The organism is Paenarthrobacter sp. NPDC090517 (assembly GCF_044769165.1).
In the GTDB taxonomy this organism is placed as follows: domain Bacteria; phylum Actinomycetota; class Actinomycetes; order Actinomycetales; family Micrococcaceae; genus Arthrobacter.
Window position 1 is genome coordinate 187756 of the sequence record NZ_JBIVXN010000001.1, and the last position, 17136, is coordinate 204891.

Sequence of the window (17136 nt, forward strand, 5' to 3'; positions counted from 1 at the left end):
ACAGCCAGAATAGACGTCACTATTGGTGCCCGGCGCGGGACACTGCCGTAAAATTGTGTGGATGCCTTTCCTGGACAAACTTCAGCTCTGGGCCGAAGAGCGCCCCCACGACACCGCCGTCGTTGTGGGCAGCAGCCGGCTCACCTGGGCGGGACTTCGCGATGCTGCAGCAGGGCTGCTGGTCAACGCGACTGCCACTACTGTTCTTGCCGAACCCAACTCCGTTCGATTTGTTGAGCGCTACGCGGCTGCGGTGGCGGGGGAGCGTCGCTGCGCGGTGCTGGATCCCGAATGGCCGCTTCCCATGATCGAGGAAGTCTCATCACGCGTTACCGGGACCACCACCTCCAGTGATGCCGGGCTGGTAGACGGAGACCCGTCAAGTACCTTCCTCATAGGCCTCACGTCCGGCACCACTTCGGTTCCCAAAGCGTTCACCAGGTCACGCCGTTCCTGGCAAGTGTCGTTCGAAGCCTCCATCGAATTTTTTGGCCTTTCGCAGGATGATTGCACCCTTGCGCCGGGGCCCCTGTCAGCCAGCCTGAACCTGTATGCACTCTCGGAATGCCTCTACGCCGGGGCCGCGTTCCACACGCTTGAGTCATTCGACGTCGGCGACGCCCATGCTGCCATCAGTCACGACGGCATCACCCGGCTGGTCCTGGCACCCACTGCATTGCGTCTGCTTAGCGAACGTGGACTCGCCGGCGACGTCGATGCTTCCGGCATCCGCAGCATCATTTGCGCTGGTTCCAAGTTGGACGCCCGGACCTTGGAGGCAGCTCGGCGGTGGGCGCCGCGAGCCGCCATCTACGAGTACTACGGCGCCTCCGAGTTGAGCTTTGTTTCCGGCACACGCCTGGCCGCTGGTGAACCACTGGACATGGGTGGCACCGGCATTGGCATGCCTTTCCCGGGTGTTGAATTGAGCATCCTCGATGACACTGGCAAGCCCCTGCCGGACGGCGAACACGGAAATATCAGCGTCCGCAGCGGAATGGTCAGCAATGGCTACCTCTGGGGAGACGATGGTCAAGCCCTGCGGTGCCTTGACGGTTGGTACACCGTGGGGGATCAAGGCTTCCTGGAAAACGGAACCCTTCACATTCTCGGCCGCCGCTCGGACATGATCATCACCTCTGGAAAGAACGTCTATCCGCACGAGGTCGAGCTTGCAGTTGCCTCCGTGCCCGGTGTGGACGTTGCGATTGCCGCCGGGGCACCTGACGATATCCGCGGCCAAAAGGTGATTGCCGGCGTCGTGCCTGCGTACGGAGCGGTCACCGCCACGCAGCTGCGCACGGGCCTGGATGGTCTGCTGGCACGCGATAAATGGCCGTTGCAGTACTACTTATTGGCGGAGTTGCCCATGACGGACCGGGGCAAGGTCAGCAGGAAAGTCCTGCTGGACTGGATCAAAAATCATGACCCCCGGGCACAGCCCCTTGGGTAGCGGCAAGCCCTTGGGTAGCGGCAAGCCTGGCGTCGAAGTGTTGCCACACGGATCCACCGAATCCCGGCAACCCGTAATCATCGCCGCGCTCCGGTCTCCGATTTGTCGTGCCAACGGGCAACTGAAGCACCTCCGCGCGCCGGATCTCCTGGCACCCGTGCTCGGTGCCCTACTGCAGAAATTAGATGCGGACCCTGCGGATGTGGATGATGTCATCATCGGAAACGCCGTGGGCGGGGGAGGGAATGTGGCCCGGTTCGCTTCACTCCAGGCAGGATTACCTGTCACCGTACCGGGCCTTACCGTTGACCGGCAGTGCGGTTCAGGCCTGGACGCCATCGTGCTGGCATCACGGCTCGTGACTGCCGGGGGTAATCCGCTGTATCTTGCCGGCGGCGTTGAGAGCATCAGTACCGCACCGGCGCGGGCCAACAGAACCGACGACGGCGAACTCGAGTTTTACTCGAGGGCCAGCTTTGTGCCTCCACAGTTCGGTGACCCTGACATGGGTGTTGCTGCGGAGAACGTGGCCCGCGCGTTTGGCGTGGCCCGGGAGAGGCAGGATGAGTATGCACTCCGGAGCCATCGGCGCGCGGTTGAGGCGGCAAGCGCGGGCTCCTTTGCAGATGAAATCGTTCCGCTCAAGAGCAACGAAAAACTGGTCGATTCCGATGACGGCCCCCGGGCTACCCTGAGGGCTTCGCTGATGTCGAGGTTCCCTGCTGCGTTCGTACCGGGTGGAACGGTCACAGCGGCAAACTCCTGCTTCGATGCAGACGCAGCCTCCGCTGTGGTCGTAACGTCACTCGAGCGGGCCCGCGAAATGGGAGTCGTGGACGGATTGCTGGTACTGGGGAGTGACACCGCTGGCGTTGAGCCGGAAGTCCTTGGTATCGGAGCCGCCCAGGCCGCCGAACGGCTCCTGAACCGCCACGAGGTGGCCGCAGGAGACCTTGATCTGATTGAGTTCAACGAAGCGTTCGCCTCCCAAACCATTGCGTGCCTGGATTATTTAGGCGTAGATCCTGAGCGCGCCAACCTCGACGGCGGAGCCTTGGCTTTGGGCCACGGCTACGGCGCCTCGGGAGCGGTCTTGGTGACGCGGTTGATGGCCCAGGCACGCAGCCGATATGCAACGGATGGAGAGAGTCCGTTGGCGTTGGCAATGATCAGCATTGCAGGCGGCATGGGAACCGCAGCTCTGGTGCAGTACACCAGGCTTTAGTCCCTTTCCGGTTCGCCCAGCCCGCGGGCTGCCAACGCGTCGCCGGTTTGACGGGCGTACGCCACAGTAGTGATGAAGACGGGGAGGATCAGTGCTCGGGGATTGCGTTCAAGCCCACGTGCCCGCGCGGAGTCCCGTACGTCAGAGAAAGTGCCCGCAATGAACGGAATGCTCCTGAGCATTACTGCGATGGTCAAAGCGAATCGTTCAGGATCGGCGCCGAAACGCCTGAACGGTTTTGCCAGTGCAGCCACGCCGTCCAGCAGCTTCTGCACGGGGGTGGTGGCTGTCAATACGGATGCTGCCACCACACAAACAAGCACGTTCAGCACGATGCGAGCGGCAGTGGGTCCGCCGAGCTGCCACCACTGGAAGAGGCCGATGACCAGCAGGATGGGCGCCACCATCCAGATGGCCCTCAGAAGTCTCCGTAGTCCAGCTCCGGTGAGGATGAACATGCCGCACATGATGGCAAAGACCACAAGGGAAACGGTCCAATCCACAATCAGGAAAGACGCCGTTCCGCAGGCGGCAACCACAAGGAATTTCAACCACAGGGGAGTACGGTGGATGATCGAGTTTCCGCGAACGTAATTCGCAATCAGGAATCCATGGCCCCTCACGTCGACACATCGCCTAGGGGGCCGCTGGGCAGGGCAGCCGCGCACAGCGCACGGTAACGTGCGACGCCATCGGAAGCACCGCCGTCGAACACAATTCGTCCGGACTCCACCACCAGCACCCGGTCCATGTCGAGCGCGAGGTCAAGATCGTGCGTGGACATGATCACCTGCTGGTCCAGTTCGGCTACGGTACGACGCAGGAGTTCACGGTTCCGGAGGTCCAGGAGGGTGGACGGTTCGTCAAGGACCAGGACAGCTGGATCAACGGCCAGGACTGCCGCCAGTGCCAACAACTGCCTTTCACCACCGGAAAGTTCGTAGATGCTTTGATCGGCAAGGTGCAGTAAGCCAAAACGATCCAGGACTGCTTCTGCCCGCGCTGCCCGCTCCCTGGAGTTCTTGATGGAACGGCGCAGGGAAAGTTCAACATCTTCCCGACCCGTAGGCATCACTAACTGGGACAGGGGATCGGTAAAGACGAAACCCACATTGCGGCGGACGCGTCTGACGTGGGCAACTGTGTCATCACCGTGGACCACAACAGTTCCAGCGCTCGGTTCAACCAAACCGTTCACGAGACGGAGAAGGGTGGATTTCCCGGATCCGTTAGCGCCGATCACCCCGATCCTGCGCTCGGTCAGGTCCAGGAAAATGTCGCGCAGGAGGGCCTTGGGCTCGTCGCTGCCATCAACCGGGACGCGCACCGAGACATTGCTGAAGCTGATGGAGTTCATCTACTGATTGTTCCTGCTTTACTTGACCCGACGCACCAGGACGTCCGGGAACGCCTTGTGAATGGCCATGGCGATGATCACAGCCAGGATGTTCTTGAGGATGTCACCTGGGACGAAGGGGAGGTCTGCGAGGAAAGCCTTGGGGAAGTCCAATTTGGCATTGACCATCATTCCAAGGATGCCCAGCGCGTGGATGACCACGATGCTGCTTACCATTGCCCCGGCGAAGAGCCACAGCGCACGGAACTTGACCGTCCGACGGATGACCACCCCTGCAAGGTAGCCTGTCGCCGCTGCGGCCAAGGGGAACGCAATGATGTAACCGGCGGAGGGCGTCGCGAGAATCCCCAGTCCGCTGCGGCCGCCGCTGAAGATCGGCAGCCCGGCGAAGCCGAGCAACACATAAAGCCCGACGGCGGCGAAACCGCGCCCGGCGCCCAGCACCAACCCGCTGAGCATCACTGTCAGGGTCACCAAGGTGATGGGAACACCTAGCGCGCCTACCGGGATACCGGGGACGATCGCGGAAGCGGCGACGAGGGCAGCGAAAACGGCGATGAGGCCGAGGTCGGTGGCGGTCCAGCGTTTGCGGGAGGAGGCGGTGCGCTGGGCCGCTGCCTTATCGGTGGCAGCAGTCTCAGGTTGGGTCTGGCTCATGACGGTCCTATCGGGTGCGGTGCAATGAAAGTTGTTTCCCCTGATGTCGAGGGTACGGTCGGAAGCAGACCGGGATTTTGGAGCCTTCCCACAAAGCCTTCCGGGAATTGTTTGGCCGTTGGCACAGTTTTGTCTTTGGAGCCCAATGTCAACCAGCGGCCAGGGTACCGGTAGACTTGAACAGGCTGTTCTCACGGCCACACCCCGCCGCACTTATCGGACCCACCGGTCCCCGCGAGCGTTCCCCATTGAAAGGCATCACCCGAATTGATTACCGTCCAGGACCTCGAACTCCGCGCCGGCGCACGCCTGCTCATGGACCAGGTCAACTTCAGGGTGGACAAAGGGGACAAGATTGGTCTCGTCGGACGTAACGGCGCCGGCAAGACAACCCTCACCCGGGTCCTTGCCGGCGAGGGCCTTCCCGCGGGGGGCAAAGTCACCCGGAGCGGTGAGATCGGCTACTTGCCGCAGGACCCGCGGACGCCGGACATGGAGCAGCTCGCCCGCGACCGCATCCTGTCCGCCCGCGGCTTGGACGTTGTGGTGGGCAAACTTAAGAAGGCCCACGAGGACATGGCAAGCGACGATGCGGCTGTGCAGCGCAAAGCCATGAACCGCTATGACCGCCTCGAAGCTGAATTCCTCTCCGGTGGCGGTTACGCTGCGGAAGCCGAAGCCGCTGCGATCTCCTCCAATCTCGCGCTGCCGGATCGGCTCCTCAACCAACCGTTGAAGACTCTCTCAGGTGGCCAGCGGCGCCGTGTCGAGTTGGCGCGCATCCTTTACTCGGACGCGGAAACCCTGCTCCTCGACGAGCCCACCAACCACCTTGACGCCGACTCCATTACGTGGCTGCGCGACTTCCTGAAGAACCACCAGGGCGGCTTGATCGTGATCAGTCACGACACGGACCTGCTGGAAGCAACGGTGAACAAGGTATTCCTGTTGGATGCCAACCGCGCCCAGATCGACTTCTACAACATGGACTGGAAGCGCTACTTGCTCCAGCGCGAAACGGATGAGCGCGCCCGGAAGCGCGAACGCGCCAATGCCGAAAAGAAGGCTCAGGTCCTTATTGACCAAGCCAACAAGATGCGCGCCAAGGCCACCAAGGCCGTGGCGGCCCAGAACATGGCCAAGCGCGCTGAGAGGCTCCTGAGTGGGTTGGAGGCCGTGCGCGAGAACGACCGCGTGGCAGCATTGCGTTTCCCGGATCCTTCTCCGTGCGGCAAGACTCCCCTGACCGCGGAGGGCCTGAGCAAGTCCTATGGCTCGTTGGAAATTTTCACGGATGTGGACCTGGCAATTGATCGCGGCTCCAAGGTGGTCATCCTTGGCCTCAATGGTGCCGGCAAGACCACCCTTTTGCGCATGCTGGCCGGTGTCGATAAACCTGACACTGGCGACATCATCCCCGGGCACGGCCTCAAGGTGGGCTACTACGCACAGGAGCATGAGACGCTCGACGTCGACCGCACGGTCTTGGAGAATATGCGGTCTTCAGCTCCGGACATGAAAGACGCCGAAGTCCGCGGCATCCTGGGTTCGTTCCTGTTCTCCGGTGACGACGTCGACAAGCCCGCAGGCGTCCTTTCCGGCGGTGAGAAGACCCGTTTGGCCTTGGCCACAATCGTGGCCTCCAGCGCGAATGTGCTGCTCCTTGATGAGCCCACCAACAACCTGGATCCCGCCAGCCGCGCCGAAATCCTGGGTGCGCTCAAGAACTACAGTGGTGCCGTCGTCATGGTCAGTCACGACGAAGGTGCTGTGTCAGCGTTGAACCCGGAGCGCGTTGTATTGCTCCCGGACGGTGTCGAAGACCACTGGAACGAAGACTACCTGGATCTTATTACCCTCGCGTAAGGGTTTGCCTAACGGACCTGCAGGGGTTCGGCGCCGGTGATGCGCGCCAGTTCTTCGTAGCTGATGGAGAACATGGAATTGTGGTCTCCGGCGCCGGCCCAAAGGACAGGATGCACTTGGAGTGAGACGTCCAGGAGTGTCCTGATCTTCCGGGGATGCCCCACTGGCGCGACTCCTCCCACTTCCTGGCCGGTGTGTTCCAGCACGAAGTCGGGCTTTGCGCGGCGTATCCTGCCGGTCCCCAGCTGATCCGCCACGAGCCCCGTATCCACCCTCGCTGCTCCACTGGCAAGGATGAGCAAAGGTGCGCCGTCGAGCTCGAAGATCAGGCTGTTAGTGATCGCGGCCACCTCGCATCCCAGGACCGACGCAGCGGTGGCCGCCGTCGGGACTTTGTCCTCGAAAATCCGAACCGTGTCCTGAGCGCCGGCGGTGGTCAGCGCCGACTTAACGTTCAGCACGGCACCAGGGATTGAATCAGTAGCCTTGGGCATCCAGGATGGCGTCTTCCTCTTCTTCGGCCGTGGGCCGCCTGTTTTTACGGGGAGCAGGGGTTCGCTTCCTGGGGGTGCCACCGGCGGCGAGGATTTGTTCATCTTCTTCCTCTTCAGCATCGATGGCCGCGTTCCGGGCTTGTTGCCGCGCTGCGTAACCGAACCCGATAAACATCAAGACGCCAAAAGCGAACCACTGCAATGAGTAGGAAAGGTGTGTTCCTTCTTCGGTGGCAGGTTTGGGGAAGGGAGTGGGCATTGGCTGCACAGCGGGATCTTCGTTGGCGAGCTGCCCGTACGCCCCCGTGGCGATGGGATAGGGTAGTTCCCCGGCAAAGCCGGCGAGGTCAATGGAGGCCAACTGACCGTCCACCGCGCCGCGGTCCAGCTTGGGTTCGGCGGGCTTAAGCCGCGCCACTACCGTGACCTCGCCGGTGGGTGGAGCGGGAACGACGTCAGGACGGCCCGGGGTGTTGTTGCCGATCGGCAACCAACCCCTGTCAATAACCACTGCTTCGCCTGTCGTCAGCCGAAAAGGAACCACGACGTCGTAACCGGGCTGGCCGTTCAGCGGCCGGTTGCGCACAACCCGCTGACCATCGACGTCGTAGCTTCCACGCAATTCAACCTGGGTCCATTCCCGCTCTGGGTCCAGGGCGTCGAACTGTTCCTTAATTTCCGCGTAGGGGATGGGAGTTGCAGAGTAATTGCTCACCACGCGATTGATCTCGGCCAGCGTTTCAGCCCTGCGGTCCATTTGCCAACGGCCCAGGAAAACGCAGGCCGTGGCGAAGATAACAGCCAGCACGAAGTATCCCAGCCACTTGCTGGAGAAGAGGAAACGATACATTCAGCCGGCCTCATTTGCTGCTTCTTGACTGGCCGTGAACGGCACAGTTTCTTTCCAGAGGCCACGCGTCTGCAGGTAGTCCTCCAGCCAGTCCCGGTGGTCGCCGCACGATAGCCACACCTTGCGTCGATCCGGCGTGTGGATGCGGGGATTATTCCACAGGAGTTGCCACTGGGCGCCGGCTCTGCAGCCTTTCCGGGAGCACAAAGCCGGACCCGTGGCACGTTCGGACTCCTGGCCGGCCGCACCCGGACCGCCAAGATTAAAGATATTCATGAAGCCGCCCGTTCGTCGCCGGGATACCCGGCCTCGCTTGCATGGCCCATTGCGGGGCCCGCTTGTTTGCTCGGTGGTTCGTCATCCACCAGTTCTCCTTGAAGCACTGTTGGCGCGTCCGCAGGAGCTTCTTCCGGCTCCGGGGAACGTTCGATCTCAGGAACTGCCACGTAGTCCAGCAGGGACTCACTGTGGTCCTCCGCTTTGTCGTTGCCATTGGCTATGACCACAGCGATCCAAGGAAGGAACACGGCACCAGCGATGGCAATGATTTTGAACCAGCCGTCAACCACAAAAATCAGGATGATGCAGACCATGCGGATACCCATGGCCACCGCATATTTGATCATGCGATCACGCATGTCTTCGGAGTGCGCGGCAGCGGCATCTGTGATGCTGTGGACTTCGGGGTCACTGGAAACAGCGTCCGGTTCCCCGGGCACTCCCTGCAGGGGACTGTCTTCTCGTGTCACAACTGAATCATCACGCTCCAAAGGCTTCTCTCAATTCTCTCACCAAGGCTGTACCGGCCCAAACCGCGCTGGTTGCCGGTTACCCGCGGGTTGCAGCGGGCTGCGGATAGGATCGAAACAGGAAAATCCCCCTTCACAGCGGCAAACGAATGCCGCGGAACTGGAGCTAAAGCATGTCTGAAGCAGTATCCACCGGCCGCAGTGTCCTCATTACCGGCGGCAATCGGGGCATCGGCCTCGCCATCGCCGAATCGTTCCTTGCCAACGGTGACAAGGTAGCTGTCACGTACCGCAGTGAAACAGAACTGCCTGAGGGCATCCTGGGCGTCAAAGCCGACGTCACGGACGAGGCATCAATCGACGCCGCCTTCAAGGTCGTCGAAGAGGCGCACGGACCTGTGGAGGTGCTGGTAGCCAACGCAGGCATCACCAAGGACACGCTGCTCCTCCGAATGAGCGAGGACGACTTCACGTCAGTTCTCGACACCAACCTGACCGGGGCCTTCCGTGTCATCAAGAGGGCGTCCAAGGGCATGATCCGCCTGCGGAAGGGGCGCGTTGTACTGATTTCCTCGGTGTCGGGCCTCTACGGCGCGCCTGGTCAAATCAACTATTCCGCATCCAAGGCCGGAATGGTCGGCATTGCACGTTCCCTGACCCGTGAACTCGGGAGCCGAGGCATCACCGCGAATGTTGTAGCGCCTGGTTTCATCAATACCGACATGACGGCCGAACTGCCCGAAGAAACCCAGAAGTCCTACTTGGCCAATGTTCCGGCGGGACGCTTTGCCGAGGCCTCCGAAGTAGCCGACGTGGTGCGCTGGGTTGCGAGCGACGAAGCCGCGTACATCTCCGGCGCCGTGATCCCGGTTGATGGCGGCCTCGGGATGGGCCACTAGGAAACTAGCCTGCACGGCTGTTTTTGTCCGAGGCCAACAACGGATTTCCTTCCTGCCGCTGGCATGATGGAAACCGAGCCCACGGAATTTGGATGAAGTGAACAAAAGGAGCACGAATGGGAACGCTGGATAACAAGACCGCCATCGTCACGGGGTCTTCCCGGGGAATCGGCGCCGAAGTTGCCAAGATCCTCGCAGGCGAGGGTGCCGCCGTCGTCGTCAACTACCGTCAGAAGGCGCCACGTGCCAACAAGGTAGTGACAGAGATCCAGGCAGCAGGCGGCCGCGCCGCTGCTGTAGGAGCAGACCTCACCACTGATGAGGGTGTACACGCACTGGCAAGCACAGCCATGGAGGAGTTCGGCTCCCTCGATATCCTGGTACTCAACGCCTCCGGCGGTATGGAATCGGGCATGGAGGAAGGGTATGCACTCAAGCTGAACCGCGATGCCCAGGTGAATATGCTCAACGCAGCCGTTCCGCTCATGCCCGAGGGCTCGCGCGTGGTTTTTGTCACCAGCCATCAGGCGCACTTTGTTGAAACCGTGCCCACCATGCCCGAGTACGAGCCCGTTGCCAAGAGCAAGCGCGCTGGTGAGGACGCCCTGCGCGCCCTCCTGCCCAACCTCGCAGACAAGGGCATCTCACTGGTGGTCGTATCCGGCGACATGATCGAGGGCACCGTGACGGCCACCTTGCTGGATCGCTCCAACCCGGGAGCCATTGAAGCCCGCCGCGCGGAAGCAGGCAAGCTGTACTCCGTACAGGAGTTTGCGGCCGAGGTTGCCAAGATGGCGACCGCCGATGTGGAATCCGGCCATACCGAGTATGTGGGTGGCGCAGACTACTTCGGCAAGACTGCCGAGTAACCAGCACAGCAAATCAGCAGCGGCCCGGGACCAGCGTCCCGGGCCGCTGCTGTTTAATCAGCCAGCACTCTCGGTACATAACACTTCAATAAATTGTTCAAATTCTCGCGTCACGAATTACTGATTCGTGTTTCGCCGTTTTTGCTTTGCTTTAATTGGACTTTTCTGATTAACTCTCCAAGGCGCCCTCGTCCTTGTTTGTAAGCAGACGCATAAACCCAGATGGGGACTTTATGCTAAATCACCCACTCGGGCGACAGGTGGAAGCTTCGCGGTTGACTCACGGGGACGGCTACTGTCCCTTTGTTTTAGGAGCTTTCTTTGGACCTGTTATTGCACGCTGATGATATACATGCGTCGTACGATCATCGGCGCATCCTTAAAGGCGTCGAACTCTCGGTACAACGCGGCGAGATACTGGGGTTGATAGGAACCAATGGCGCGGGAAAGACCACCCTGATGGGCGTACTGGCCGGATCCCACAGGCATGACACCGGAACGATGACGCTGGCCGGAGAAAAGTATGGTCCGGACTCCATAGAGGAAGCGCAGGCCTGCGGGGTCGGTCTCATTCCTCAGAACTTCCGGATCGATCCCCAACTAACCATTGCAAGGGCCATTTTTCGAGGTACCTTCCAAGCAGATAAGACCCATGACGAGCTCCGTGATCAGGCAAGCAAGTTAATCCGGGACATCGGCATCAGCTTGGACCCCGACATGAAGGTCGGAACGCTGATTCGTGCTGAGCAGGCCCTTGTGGAAGTGCTGCGGATGGTTGCCGAAGAGGCCCAGTTGGTCATTATGGACGAGGTTGCCGCTTCCCTGCCGGACCACGATGTCGCTGTGCTGCATCAGGTGTTGCGAATGCTGGTCAGGCAAGGCCGCGCCATCATCTACATCACGCATCGACTGGATGAGGTCCGATCCATTGCACACCGTATTGCCGTGCTCCGGGAAGGCCGTGTGCACAAGATATTGGAAGCCAGCCATACCGACGTCGACGAACTGGCCTATCTTTTGCTGCAGCAGGAACTTGAAGGTGGCGCCAGGCCCACTGACCCGGCCGTGGGTGATGAAGCCCTGCGGGTGGTGAACCTCAGCATGGAAGACAAGGTTCGGGAGGTCACCTTCAGCGTGTCCAAAGGCGAGATTTTTGGCTTGGTCGGAACACATCGGTCAGGTGTCTACGAGTTGGTCGAAGCGCTTGCGGGAGTCCGCCCCAGCACCTCCGGGCACATCCTTTTGCACGGTCAACCGGTTCAGATCCGGGGGGTCCAGGATGCCTCCCGCTTAAAAATAGGCTACTTGTCCGATGCCACGGAGGATAGTGATGATGCGGGCAGCATCGTTGACGGCCTTCAGCCCGAACCGGGCGCGGGCGGGGCAAATCTTCGGGACGAAATCTCCCAGCTCCGTGGAGTAACTGAGGTCATTCGACGCCTGCGCATCAGCACCACTAACATCCACGGCAACATCACCACCCTCTCCGGCGGGGACAGGCAGAAGGTACAACTCGCCAAATGGACAGGCACGGACTGCGATGTGCTGATCCTCAGCCATCCCAGCCGGGGCATCGACATTGGCGCAAAGGAGACGGTCTACAAAATGCTGAGCGAGCTCAGCCAAACAGGGGTTGCCATCATCCTCTTGTCTTCCGACTTGTCCGAACTGATCGGCTGGTGCCACCGGGTAGGGGTGATGCGTGCCGGCGAACTTGTGACTATCGAGGCCAACGCCAACACCAATGAGGACGTCTTGGTACACCACATGCTGGGTGTGAAGTTCGAATCCGGTAGCGGCGAGGCACGCCGCGTGCGAAATTGACGGTACTTCTTCGTTCTGCACCAGAATAATTCCTGCTGTGAGACAACGAAGGGGACGGTGGCGCTTGCACCACCGTCCCCTTCGTCTTCCCTCGGAAATCAGATGGTGATGTCCTTGGCAAGGTTCTTTAGCTTGTGCCGGGCCAGGGCCAGGTTTGCGTAGGTGCGGTCGAGTACCAGGTAGACGAAGAGTCCCTTGGAACCGCTTGAATTCAAGACGTTTATCAGGTGGTACTGGGTGCCCAGCGTAATCAGGATGTCTTCAATGTCGCTGTCAACGCTTAGCTCGGCCATGGTACGCAGCTTGGCGCTCACCACATTTGAGTTACCCGCGGCAGCAACGCCGAGATCGAAGCCCGGGTTTCCGCCTTGGGCCAAGGCCATGCCACTGGAATAGTCCACCACGGCCGCGCCGGTGGCTCCTTCGATGGCCAGCAGTTGCTTTATGGCTTCATCAAGTGTGCTCATATCGGGTTGTTCCTGTTCTGTTGTGTCATCCGCAGTGTCTTTGGAAATGGCAGTTCGGGTGGTGTGAACGTCGAAGTGATTCGTGGTCAAAATCTCGTGGAGCGGTGTTAAGCGCTCGTCCGGTATTTCCTCATCATATTCAGTCGATTCGAATACGTAGCCGCGTTTCCACCATTTCCACGTGCGTTCCGAACGGTTCACTTCCTGCCCCCGCACTTCCCTCGTTCCGGACTGCCGCCTGCTATGCGGAGATATTGATGGAAGCCTTCACTTTACACAAGAACTTCTGCACCAAAGCATCGCATTCATGCAGTAGCCCGAAAGTGCTATTCATTACAGCGAATAATGACAACTTGATAAATTGTTGCCTATTCAGCGTCACGAAATTGGTGTCCCTGTTTCGCGTTGACTCTTCATTCGGCTGCCGCACTTCTCCCGAATAGCCCGCCTGTCCGGGCAAACTAAAGCACCGGCGGAGAAACTCCACCGGTGCCGGGTCAGGATAACGCGAAGCGACGTCGCGCAGGCGACGTCGCCTGATTTCAGACGTTGGCGATATGCCGCACTGCGTCCAGATACGGCATCGAGATGACGGCGTCGGCCACTGCGCGCACTGCTGGTTTGGCATTGAAGGCGACGCCGATGCCGGCCGCACCCAGCATGTCCAGGTCGTTGGCGCCGTCGCCCACCGCGATGGTGTGCTCAAGGCTGATGCCTTCCGCAGCCGCCCACTGACGCAAGTACTTCTCTTTGGCGGCCCGATCGACAACTGCGCCGAGAACCTTGCCGGTCAACACGCCGTCGACGATCTCGAGCTCGTTGGCAATCCAGTAGTCCAAACCAAGTTCTTCGGCGATGGGCCCCAAAATCTGATTGAACCCTCCGGAGACAACAGCAACCACGTGCCCTGCCTCTTTGAACGCGGCAACCAGTTCTGCCGCACCCAGGCTAAGGCGCACCTCTTCGCGAACGTCATCAACGACGGCGGCAGGCAGCCCGGCGAGGACGGCAACGCGGGCGTGCAAGCTCTGGGCGAAGTCCAACTCACCGCGCATGGCAGCCTCTGTGACGGCAGCGACTTCCTCACGTTTGCCGGCATGAGCTGCCAGCAACTCAATGACCTCCTGCTGGATCAGGGTTGAATCCACATCCATGATCAGGAACTTCCGGGGGGCTTGGCGCAGGCTCCCCGGAACAATGGCTGTGTCCACCCCTGCCTCGGCAGCTTCGGCCACCAGCCGCCTCACTGTCAAAAGGCCCGCGTCCGTGTCGGAGTCCACCATAAGATCGGCCGTGTGCACACCGAAGCGCTCGTCGCCGCCCTGTGACTCAGATGACACTGATGCGCCGGCGTCAGCCAGCACTTTGAGCACATTTTCCAGTGATTCGGGGGACAAATTCACGCCGTAGCTGACTGCAGCCAAGTTCGAAGTCATGGCCTCAATCCTACTGAGGGGTGCTTCGTCCATCCGAATTCGTTTCCCCTCGTAAACGAGCAGAATGTCCGGTTATCAGTCACACCTATTTTTGTCCTAGTGTCTACTGCTATGAGTGATGTTCTGGAATTGGCTGCCGTCAGCGTTGTCCGAGGCAAAAAGACCCTGCTGGACAAGGTCGACTGGGAAGTCAATGAAGGCGAACGCTGGGTCATCCTGGGACCGAACGGCGCTGGCAAGACCACCCTGCTCCAGATAGCTGCCGCCCGCATGCACCCAAGCAGCGGCAGGGCCGGGATCCTCGATGAAACCTTGGGGCGCGTTGATGTCTTTGAACTCCGCCCCCGCATCGGCCTTTCTTCGGCAGCGCTCGCTACCCAGATTCCCGAACACGAGAACGTGCTGAACGTTGTGGTCACGGCAGCCTACGGCGTCACTGGTCGTTGGCGTGAGGGATACGAACGCGACGACGAACGCCGCGCCTTCGGCTTGCTCAACGACTGGGGGATGGGTCCGTTGTTGAACCGCACCTTTGCCACCCTGTCCGAGGGGGAGCGCAAGCGCGTCCAAATTGCCCGCGCGCTGATGACCGACCCTGAACTGCTACTGCTGGACGAGCCTGCCGCAGGCCTTGACCTCGGCGGGCGTGAAGAACTGGTCCACAAGCTCGGTGAGCTCGCCAGCGACGAAGCCGCTCCGGCTATGGTCCTTGTCACGCATCATCTTGAGGAAGTACCGCCTGGATTCACGCACGCCATGCTGCTTCGCGAAGGCGGAGTGGTGGCTGCTGGTCCCATCAAGGAAGTCCTTACGGACGAACACCTCAGCAAAACCTTCGGCCTGGCGCTGGACGTTTCGGAAAACGGTGGCCGTTACACGGCCACCGCCCGACGCTAGACGGGTCGCGTAGCCAACAATGGAAATCCTTAGCAGCATCCTGGTCTTTTTCGCGGGCCTGTGGGCCGGCACCATCAACGCAGTAGTCGGTTCCGGCACGCTGGTAACCTTCCCCGTGCTCATAGCCCTTGGTGTCACCCCGGTGGTCGCTTCCATGAGCAACGCGATGGGACTCGTGGCCGGCACGGCCGCGGGTGCCTGGGGCTACCGACGCGAACTGGCAGGCCGTGGCAGGCAGCTGATGAAACTCCTGCCGGCCTCCTTGCTGGGTGGTATCACCGGCGCATGGCTGCTGCTGCACCTGCCGGAGAAGGTCTTCCACTACGTAGCTCCCGTCCTTCTGGTCCTGGCCCTCCTCATGGTGCTGTTCCAGCCCAAACTGCAGGCATGGGTCCGCAGCAGGGAAGAGAATCCGGAACACGCCATCCGGGACCGCAGCCACGGATTCCTGCTGGTGGTCCTTGTGTACTTGGCCGGTGTGTATGGCGGCTACTTCGTAGCTGCGCAGGGAATTCTCCTGGTGGGCATCCTCGGGGTATTCCTCACCGGAACCATGCAAAATGCCAATGCCATGAAGAACATCCTGGTACTGGGCGTCAACATGGTGGCGGCAATCTCTTACCTGATCTTCGCCTTCGACCGCATCAACTGGCTGGTTGTCCTACTCATCGCAGTCAGCTCCACCATTGGCGGACTCGTCGGTTCCAAGGTAGGCCGGAAGCTGTCTCCCAAGGTCCTCCGGGCAGTGATCTTCACCCTCGGCATGGTGGCCTTGGGCTTCATGGTAGCCAACCTGCTGAAATAATCACCCGGTGACATTCCACTATCTTGAGTCCGCCAATGATCCCCGCGTGACGGACTACACCACGCTCACCGATGTACACCTGAGGAAGCTGCGTGAGCCCCGGGAGGGCATGTACATCGCCGAATCCTCCAAGGTCCTCCGTAGGGCACTGGCTGCAGGCCACCAGCCACGTTCCTTTTTTCTGGCTGAGAAGTGGCTGGAGGACCTCGAGGACGTCTTCCGGGCTCATCCTGATGTTCCGGTCTTCATTGGCAAAGCCTCCTTGCTGGAAGAAATCACCGGGTTCCACCTGCACCGCGGAGCCATGGCTGCAATGCACCGGCCAGCGCCCGTACCTTTGTCGGACCTCTTGGCCAACGCGCAGCGGATCGCCGTCTTGGAGGACATTGTGGACCACACCAACGTGGGTGCCATCTTCCGCTCTGCCGCTGCACTCGGAGTGGACGCGGTCCTCGTGTCGCCAAGGTGCGGGGACCCCCTGTACAGGCGCAGTGTTCGCGTCAGCATGGGCACGGTGTTCCAGGTTCCGTGGGCGCGCCTGGAGAGCTGGCCGGGCGACCTGGCCGAGCTGAAGGAACAGGGCTTCACAGTGGCGGCCATGGAGCTGACCGATGATGCCTTGGACTTGGACGATCTGGCGGCAAGGAACATCCCCAAACTGGCCCTGGTGCTTGGAACCGAAGGGGCAGGCATGAGCGAGGAGACGTTGACCGCCGTCGATCTCGCCGTCAAGATTCCCATGCGTGCAGGCGTCGATTCGCTTAACGTCGCAGCGGCCTCGGCAGTGGCGTTTTGGGAACTCCGCCCACGCAACTGAACGGAGTTCGTACGGGATGGCCGTTTCGGCTATGATTGGTTGTTGGCCCGGCCGCTGGAATGTCCGCATTGCAGCAAAGGTCCACCTCCATTCATACCTGGCAGCTGGCAAAATCCAGTTGCGCGAACAAAAGGTCCCATTATGAAGTCTGATATCCACCCGAAGTACGAAGCTGTTGTTTTCAACGACCTGGCTTCCGGTACGCAGTTCCTGACCAAGTCCACCGTGTCTTCCTCGAAGACCATCGAGTGGGAAGACGGAAACACCTACCCGGTTATCGACGTCGAAATCTCTTCGGAGTCCCACCCGTTCTACACGGGCAAGCAGCGCATCATGGACTCCGCTGGCCGCGTCGAGCGCTTCAACGCTCGCTTCAAGGGCTTCGGCGGCAAGAAGTAACCCACTTCACCCCAAGGCTTATCAAAGGTCCGTATCGCTGGTTTTCCGGCGATGCGGGCCTTTGCGTTTTCC

The 17136-nt window shown here is 60.6% G+C and carries 19 protein-coding genes; 10 read left to right on the plus strand and 9 right to left on the minus strand.

Annotated elements, in window-relative coordinates; all coding sequences use genetic code 11:
- Positions 1-61 precede the first annotated feature (61 nt).
- On the plus strand, positions 62-1453 hold the full coding sequence (locus tag ACIQTW_RS00835; RefSeq protein ID WP_402932684.1) for a class I adenylate-forming enzyme family protein: 1392 nt from the start codon (positions 62-64) through the stop codon (positions 1451-1453).
- The gene (locus ACIQTW_RS00840) at positions 1425-2678 is read left to right on the plus strand and encodes a thiolase family protein (RefSeq protein ID WP_402932687.1); all 1254 of its coding nucleotides are present in this window, start codon (positions 1425-1427) and stop codon (positions 2676-2678) included. The genes ACIQTW_RS00835 and ACIQTW_RS00840 overlap by 29 nt, the downstream gene beginning before the upstream one ends.
- On the opposite strand, the gene ACIQTW_RS00845 is transcribed toward ACIQTW_RS00840, so the two are convergent.
- Genes ACIQTW_RS00845 through ACIQTW_RS00855 form a run of 3 tightly spaced genes read right to left on the minus strand, consistent with a single transcriptional unit; the run spans position 2675 to position 4692 of the window.
- Positions 2675-3301 carry an energy-coupling factor transporter transmembrane component T family protein gene (locus tag ACIQTW_RS00845; RefSeq protein WP_402932690.1) on the minus strand — a complete coding sequence of 209 codons (627 nt, stop codon included), beginning with the start codon at positions 3299-3301 and terminating at the stop codon, positions 2675-2677. The two genes, ACIQTW_RS00840 and ACIQTW_RS00845, sit on opposite strands and share 4 nt — an antisense overlap.
- Entirely contained in the window at positions 3298-4035 is a 738-nt protein-coding gene (locus tag ACIQTW_RS00850) for an energy-coupling factor ABC transporter ATP-binding protein (protein WP_402932693.1), read from the minus strand. Before ACIQTW_RS00850 ends, ACIQTW_RS00845 begins: the two co-directional genes overlap by 4 nt.
- An 18-nt stretch (positions 4036-4053) precedes the next feature.
- A complete protein-coding gene (locus ACIQTW_RS00855; RefSeq protein ID WP_402932695.1) occupies positions 4054-4692 on the minus strand; it encodes a biotin transporter BioY in 639 nt (212 codons plus the stop codon).
- A gap of 267 nt (positions 4693-4959) precedes the next feature.
- Here ACIQTW_RS00855 and ACIQTW_RS00860 point away from each other — a divergent pair, with 267 nt between their 5' ends.
- The gene (locus ACIQTW_RS00860) at positions 4960-6558 is read left to right on the plus strand and encodes an ABC-F family ATP-binding cassette domain-containing protein (protein WP_011774803.1); all 1599 of its coding nucleotides are present in this window, start codon (positions 4960-4962) and stop codon (positions 6556-6558) included.
- Between the two features lie 8 nt (positions 6559-6566).
- On the opposite strand, the gene ACIQTW_RS00865 is transcribed toward ACIQTW_RS00860, so the two are convergent.
- The 4 genes from ACIQTW_RS00865 to ACIQTW_RS00880 are packed head-to-tail and all read right to left on the minus strand — an operon-like array spanning position 6567 to position 8672.
- Complete coding sequence (locus tag ACIQTW_RS00865; RefSeq protein ID WP_402932699.1) at positions 6567-7052, minus strand: YbaK/EbsC family protein; 486 nt, start codon at positions 7050-7052, stop codon at positions 6567-6569.
- Positions 7036-7902, minus strand: coding sequence for an SURF1 family protein (locus tag ACIQTW_RS00870; protein WP_402932702.1), 867 nt, complete (start codon positions 7900-7902; stop codon positions 7036-7038). The genes ACIQTW_RS00865 and ACIQTW_RS00870 overlap by 17 nt, the downstream gene beginning before the upstream one ends.
- Positions 7903-8178, minus strand: a complete 276-nt coding sequence (locus ACIQTW_RS00875; protein ID WP_402932705.1) for a hypothetical protein — start codon at positions 8176-8178, stop codon at positions 7903-7905.
- On the minus strand, positions 8175-8672 hold the full coding sequence (locus ACIQTW_RS00880; protein WP_402932707.1) for a DUF3099 domain-containing protein: 498 nt from the start codon (positions 8670-8672) through the stop codon (positions 8175-8177). The genes ACIQTW_RS00875 and ACIQTW_RS00880 overlap by 4 nt, the downstream gene beginning before the upstream one ends.
- Before the next feature lie 152 nt (positions 8673-8824).
- Between ACIQTW_RS00880 and ACIQTW_RS00885 the strand changes: the two genes are divergently transcribed.
- The 3 genes from ACIQTW_RS00885 (at position 8825) to ACIQTW_RS00895 (ending at position 12243) form a co-directional block, all read left to right on the plus strand.
- Positions 8825-9550, plus strand: a complete 726-nt coding sequence (locus tag ACIQTW_RS00885) for a beta-ketoacyl-ACP reductase (RefSeq protein WP_363931978.1) — start codon at positions 8825-8827, stop codon at positions 9548-9550.
- Between the two features lie 116 nt (positions 9551-9666).
- A complete protein-coding gene (locus tag ACIQTW_RS00890) occupies positions 9667-10419 on the plus strand; it encodes an SDR family oxidoreductase (protein ID WP_402932710.1) in 753 nt (250 codons plus the stop codon).
- A gap of 321 nt (positions 10420-10740) precedes the next feature.
- The gene (locus tag ACIQTW_RS00895; RefSeq protein ID WP_402932712.1) at positions 10741-12243 is read left to right on the plus strand and encodes a sugar ABC transporter ATP-binding protein; all 1503 of its coding nucleotides are present in this window, start codon (positions 10741-10743) and stop codon (positions 12241-12243) included.
- A gap of 98 nt (positions 12244-12341) precedes the next feature.
- Here the strand turns inward: ACIQTW_RS00895 and ACIQTW_RS00900 are convergent, their stop codons facing one another.
- Both ACIQTW_RS00900 and serB read right to left on the minus strand, forming a co-directional pair.
- Positions 12342-12710 carry a hypothetical protein gene (locus ACIQTW_RS00900; protein WP_402932714.1) on the minus strand — a complete coding sequence of 123 codons (369 nt, stop codon included), beginning with the start codon at positions 12708-12710 and terminating at the stop codon, positions 12342-12344.
- 542 nt (positions 12711-13252) lie between these two features.
- Positions 13253-14146 (minus strand): phosphoserine phosphatase SerB, encoded by an 894-nt coding sequence (serB, locus tag ACIQTW_RS00905; RefSeq protein WP_402932716.1) that lies wholly within the window; start codon positions 14144-14146, stop codon positions 13253-13255.
- A gap of 111 nt (positions 14147-14257) precedes the next feature.
- Between serB and ACIQTW_RS00910 the strand changes: the two genes are divergently transcribed.
- The 4 genes from ACIQTW_RS00910 (at position 14258) to ACIQTW_RS00925 (ending at position 17064) form a co-directional block, all read left to right on the plus strand.
- Positions 14258-15043, plus strand: coding sequence for an ABC transporter ATP-binding protein (locus ACIQTW_RS00910; protein WP_402932719.1), 786 nt, complete (start codon positions 14258-14260; stop codon positions 15041-15043).
- 19 nt (positions 15044-15062) lie between these two features.
- Positions 15063-15848, plus strand: coding sequence for a sulfite exporter TauE/SafE family protein (locus tag ACIQTW_RS00915; RefSeq protein ID WP_402932721.1), 786 nt, complete (start codon positions 15063-15065; stop codon positions 15846-15848).
- 7 nt (positions 15849-15855) lie between these two features.
- Positions 15856-16665 (plus strand): TrmH family RNA methyltransferase, encoded by an 810-nt coding sequence (locus ACIQTW_RS00920; RefSeq protein ID WP_402932723.1) that lies wholly within the window; start codon positions 15856-15858, stop codon positions 16663-16665.
- Positions 16666-16806: 141 nt separating this feature from the next.
- Positions 16807-17064 carry a type B 50S ribosomal protein L31 gene (locus tag ACIQTW_RS00925; RefSeq protein WP_017200906.1) on the plus strand — a complete coding sequence of 86 codons (258 nt, stop codon included), beginning with the start codon at positions 16807-16809 and terminating at the stop codon, positions 17062-17064.
- The last annotated feature ends 72 nt before the right edge of the window (positions 17065-17136 follow it).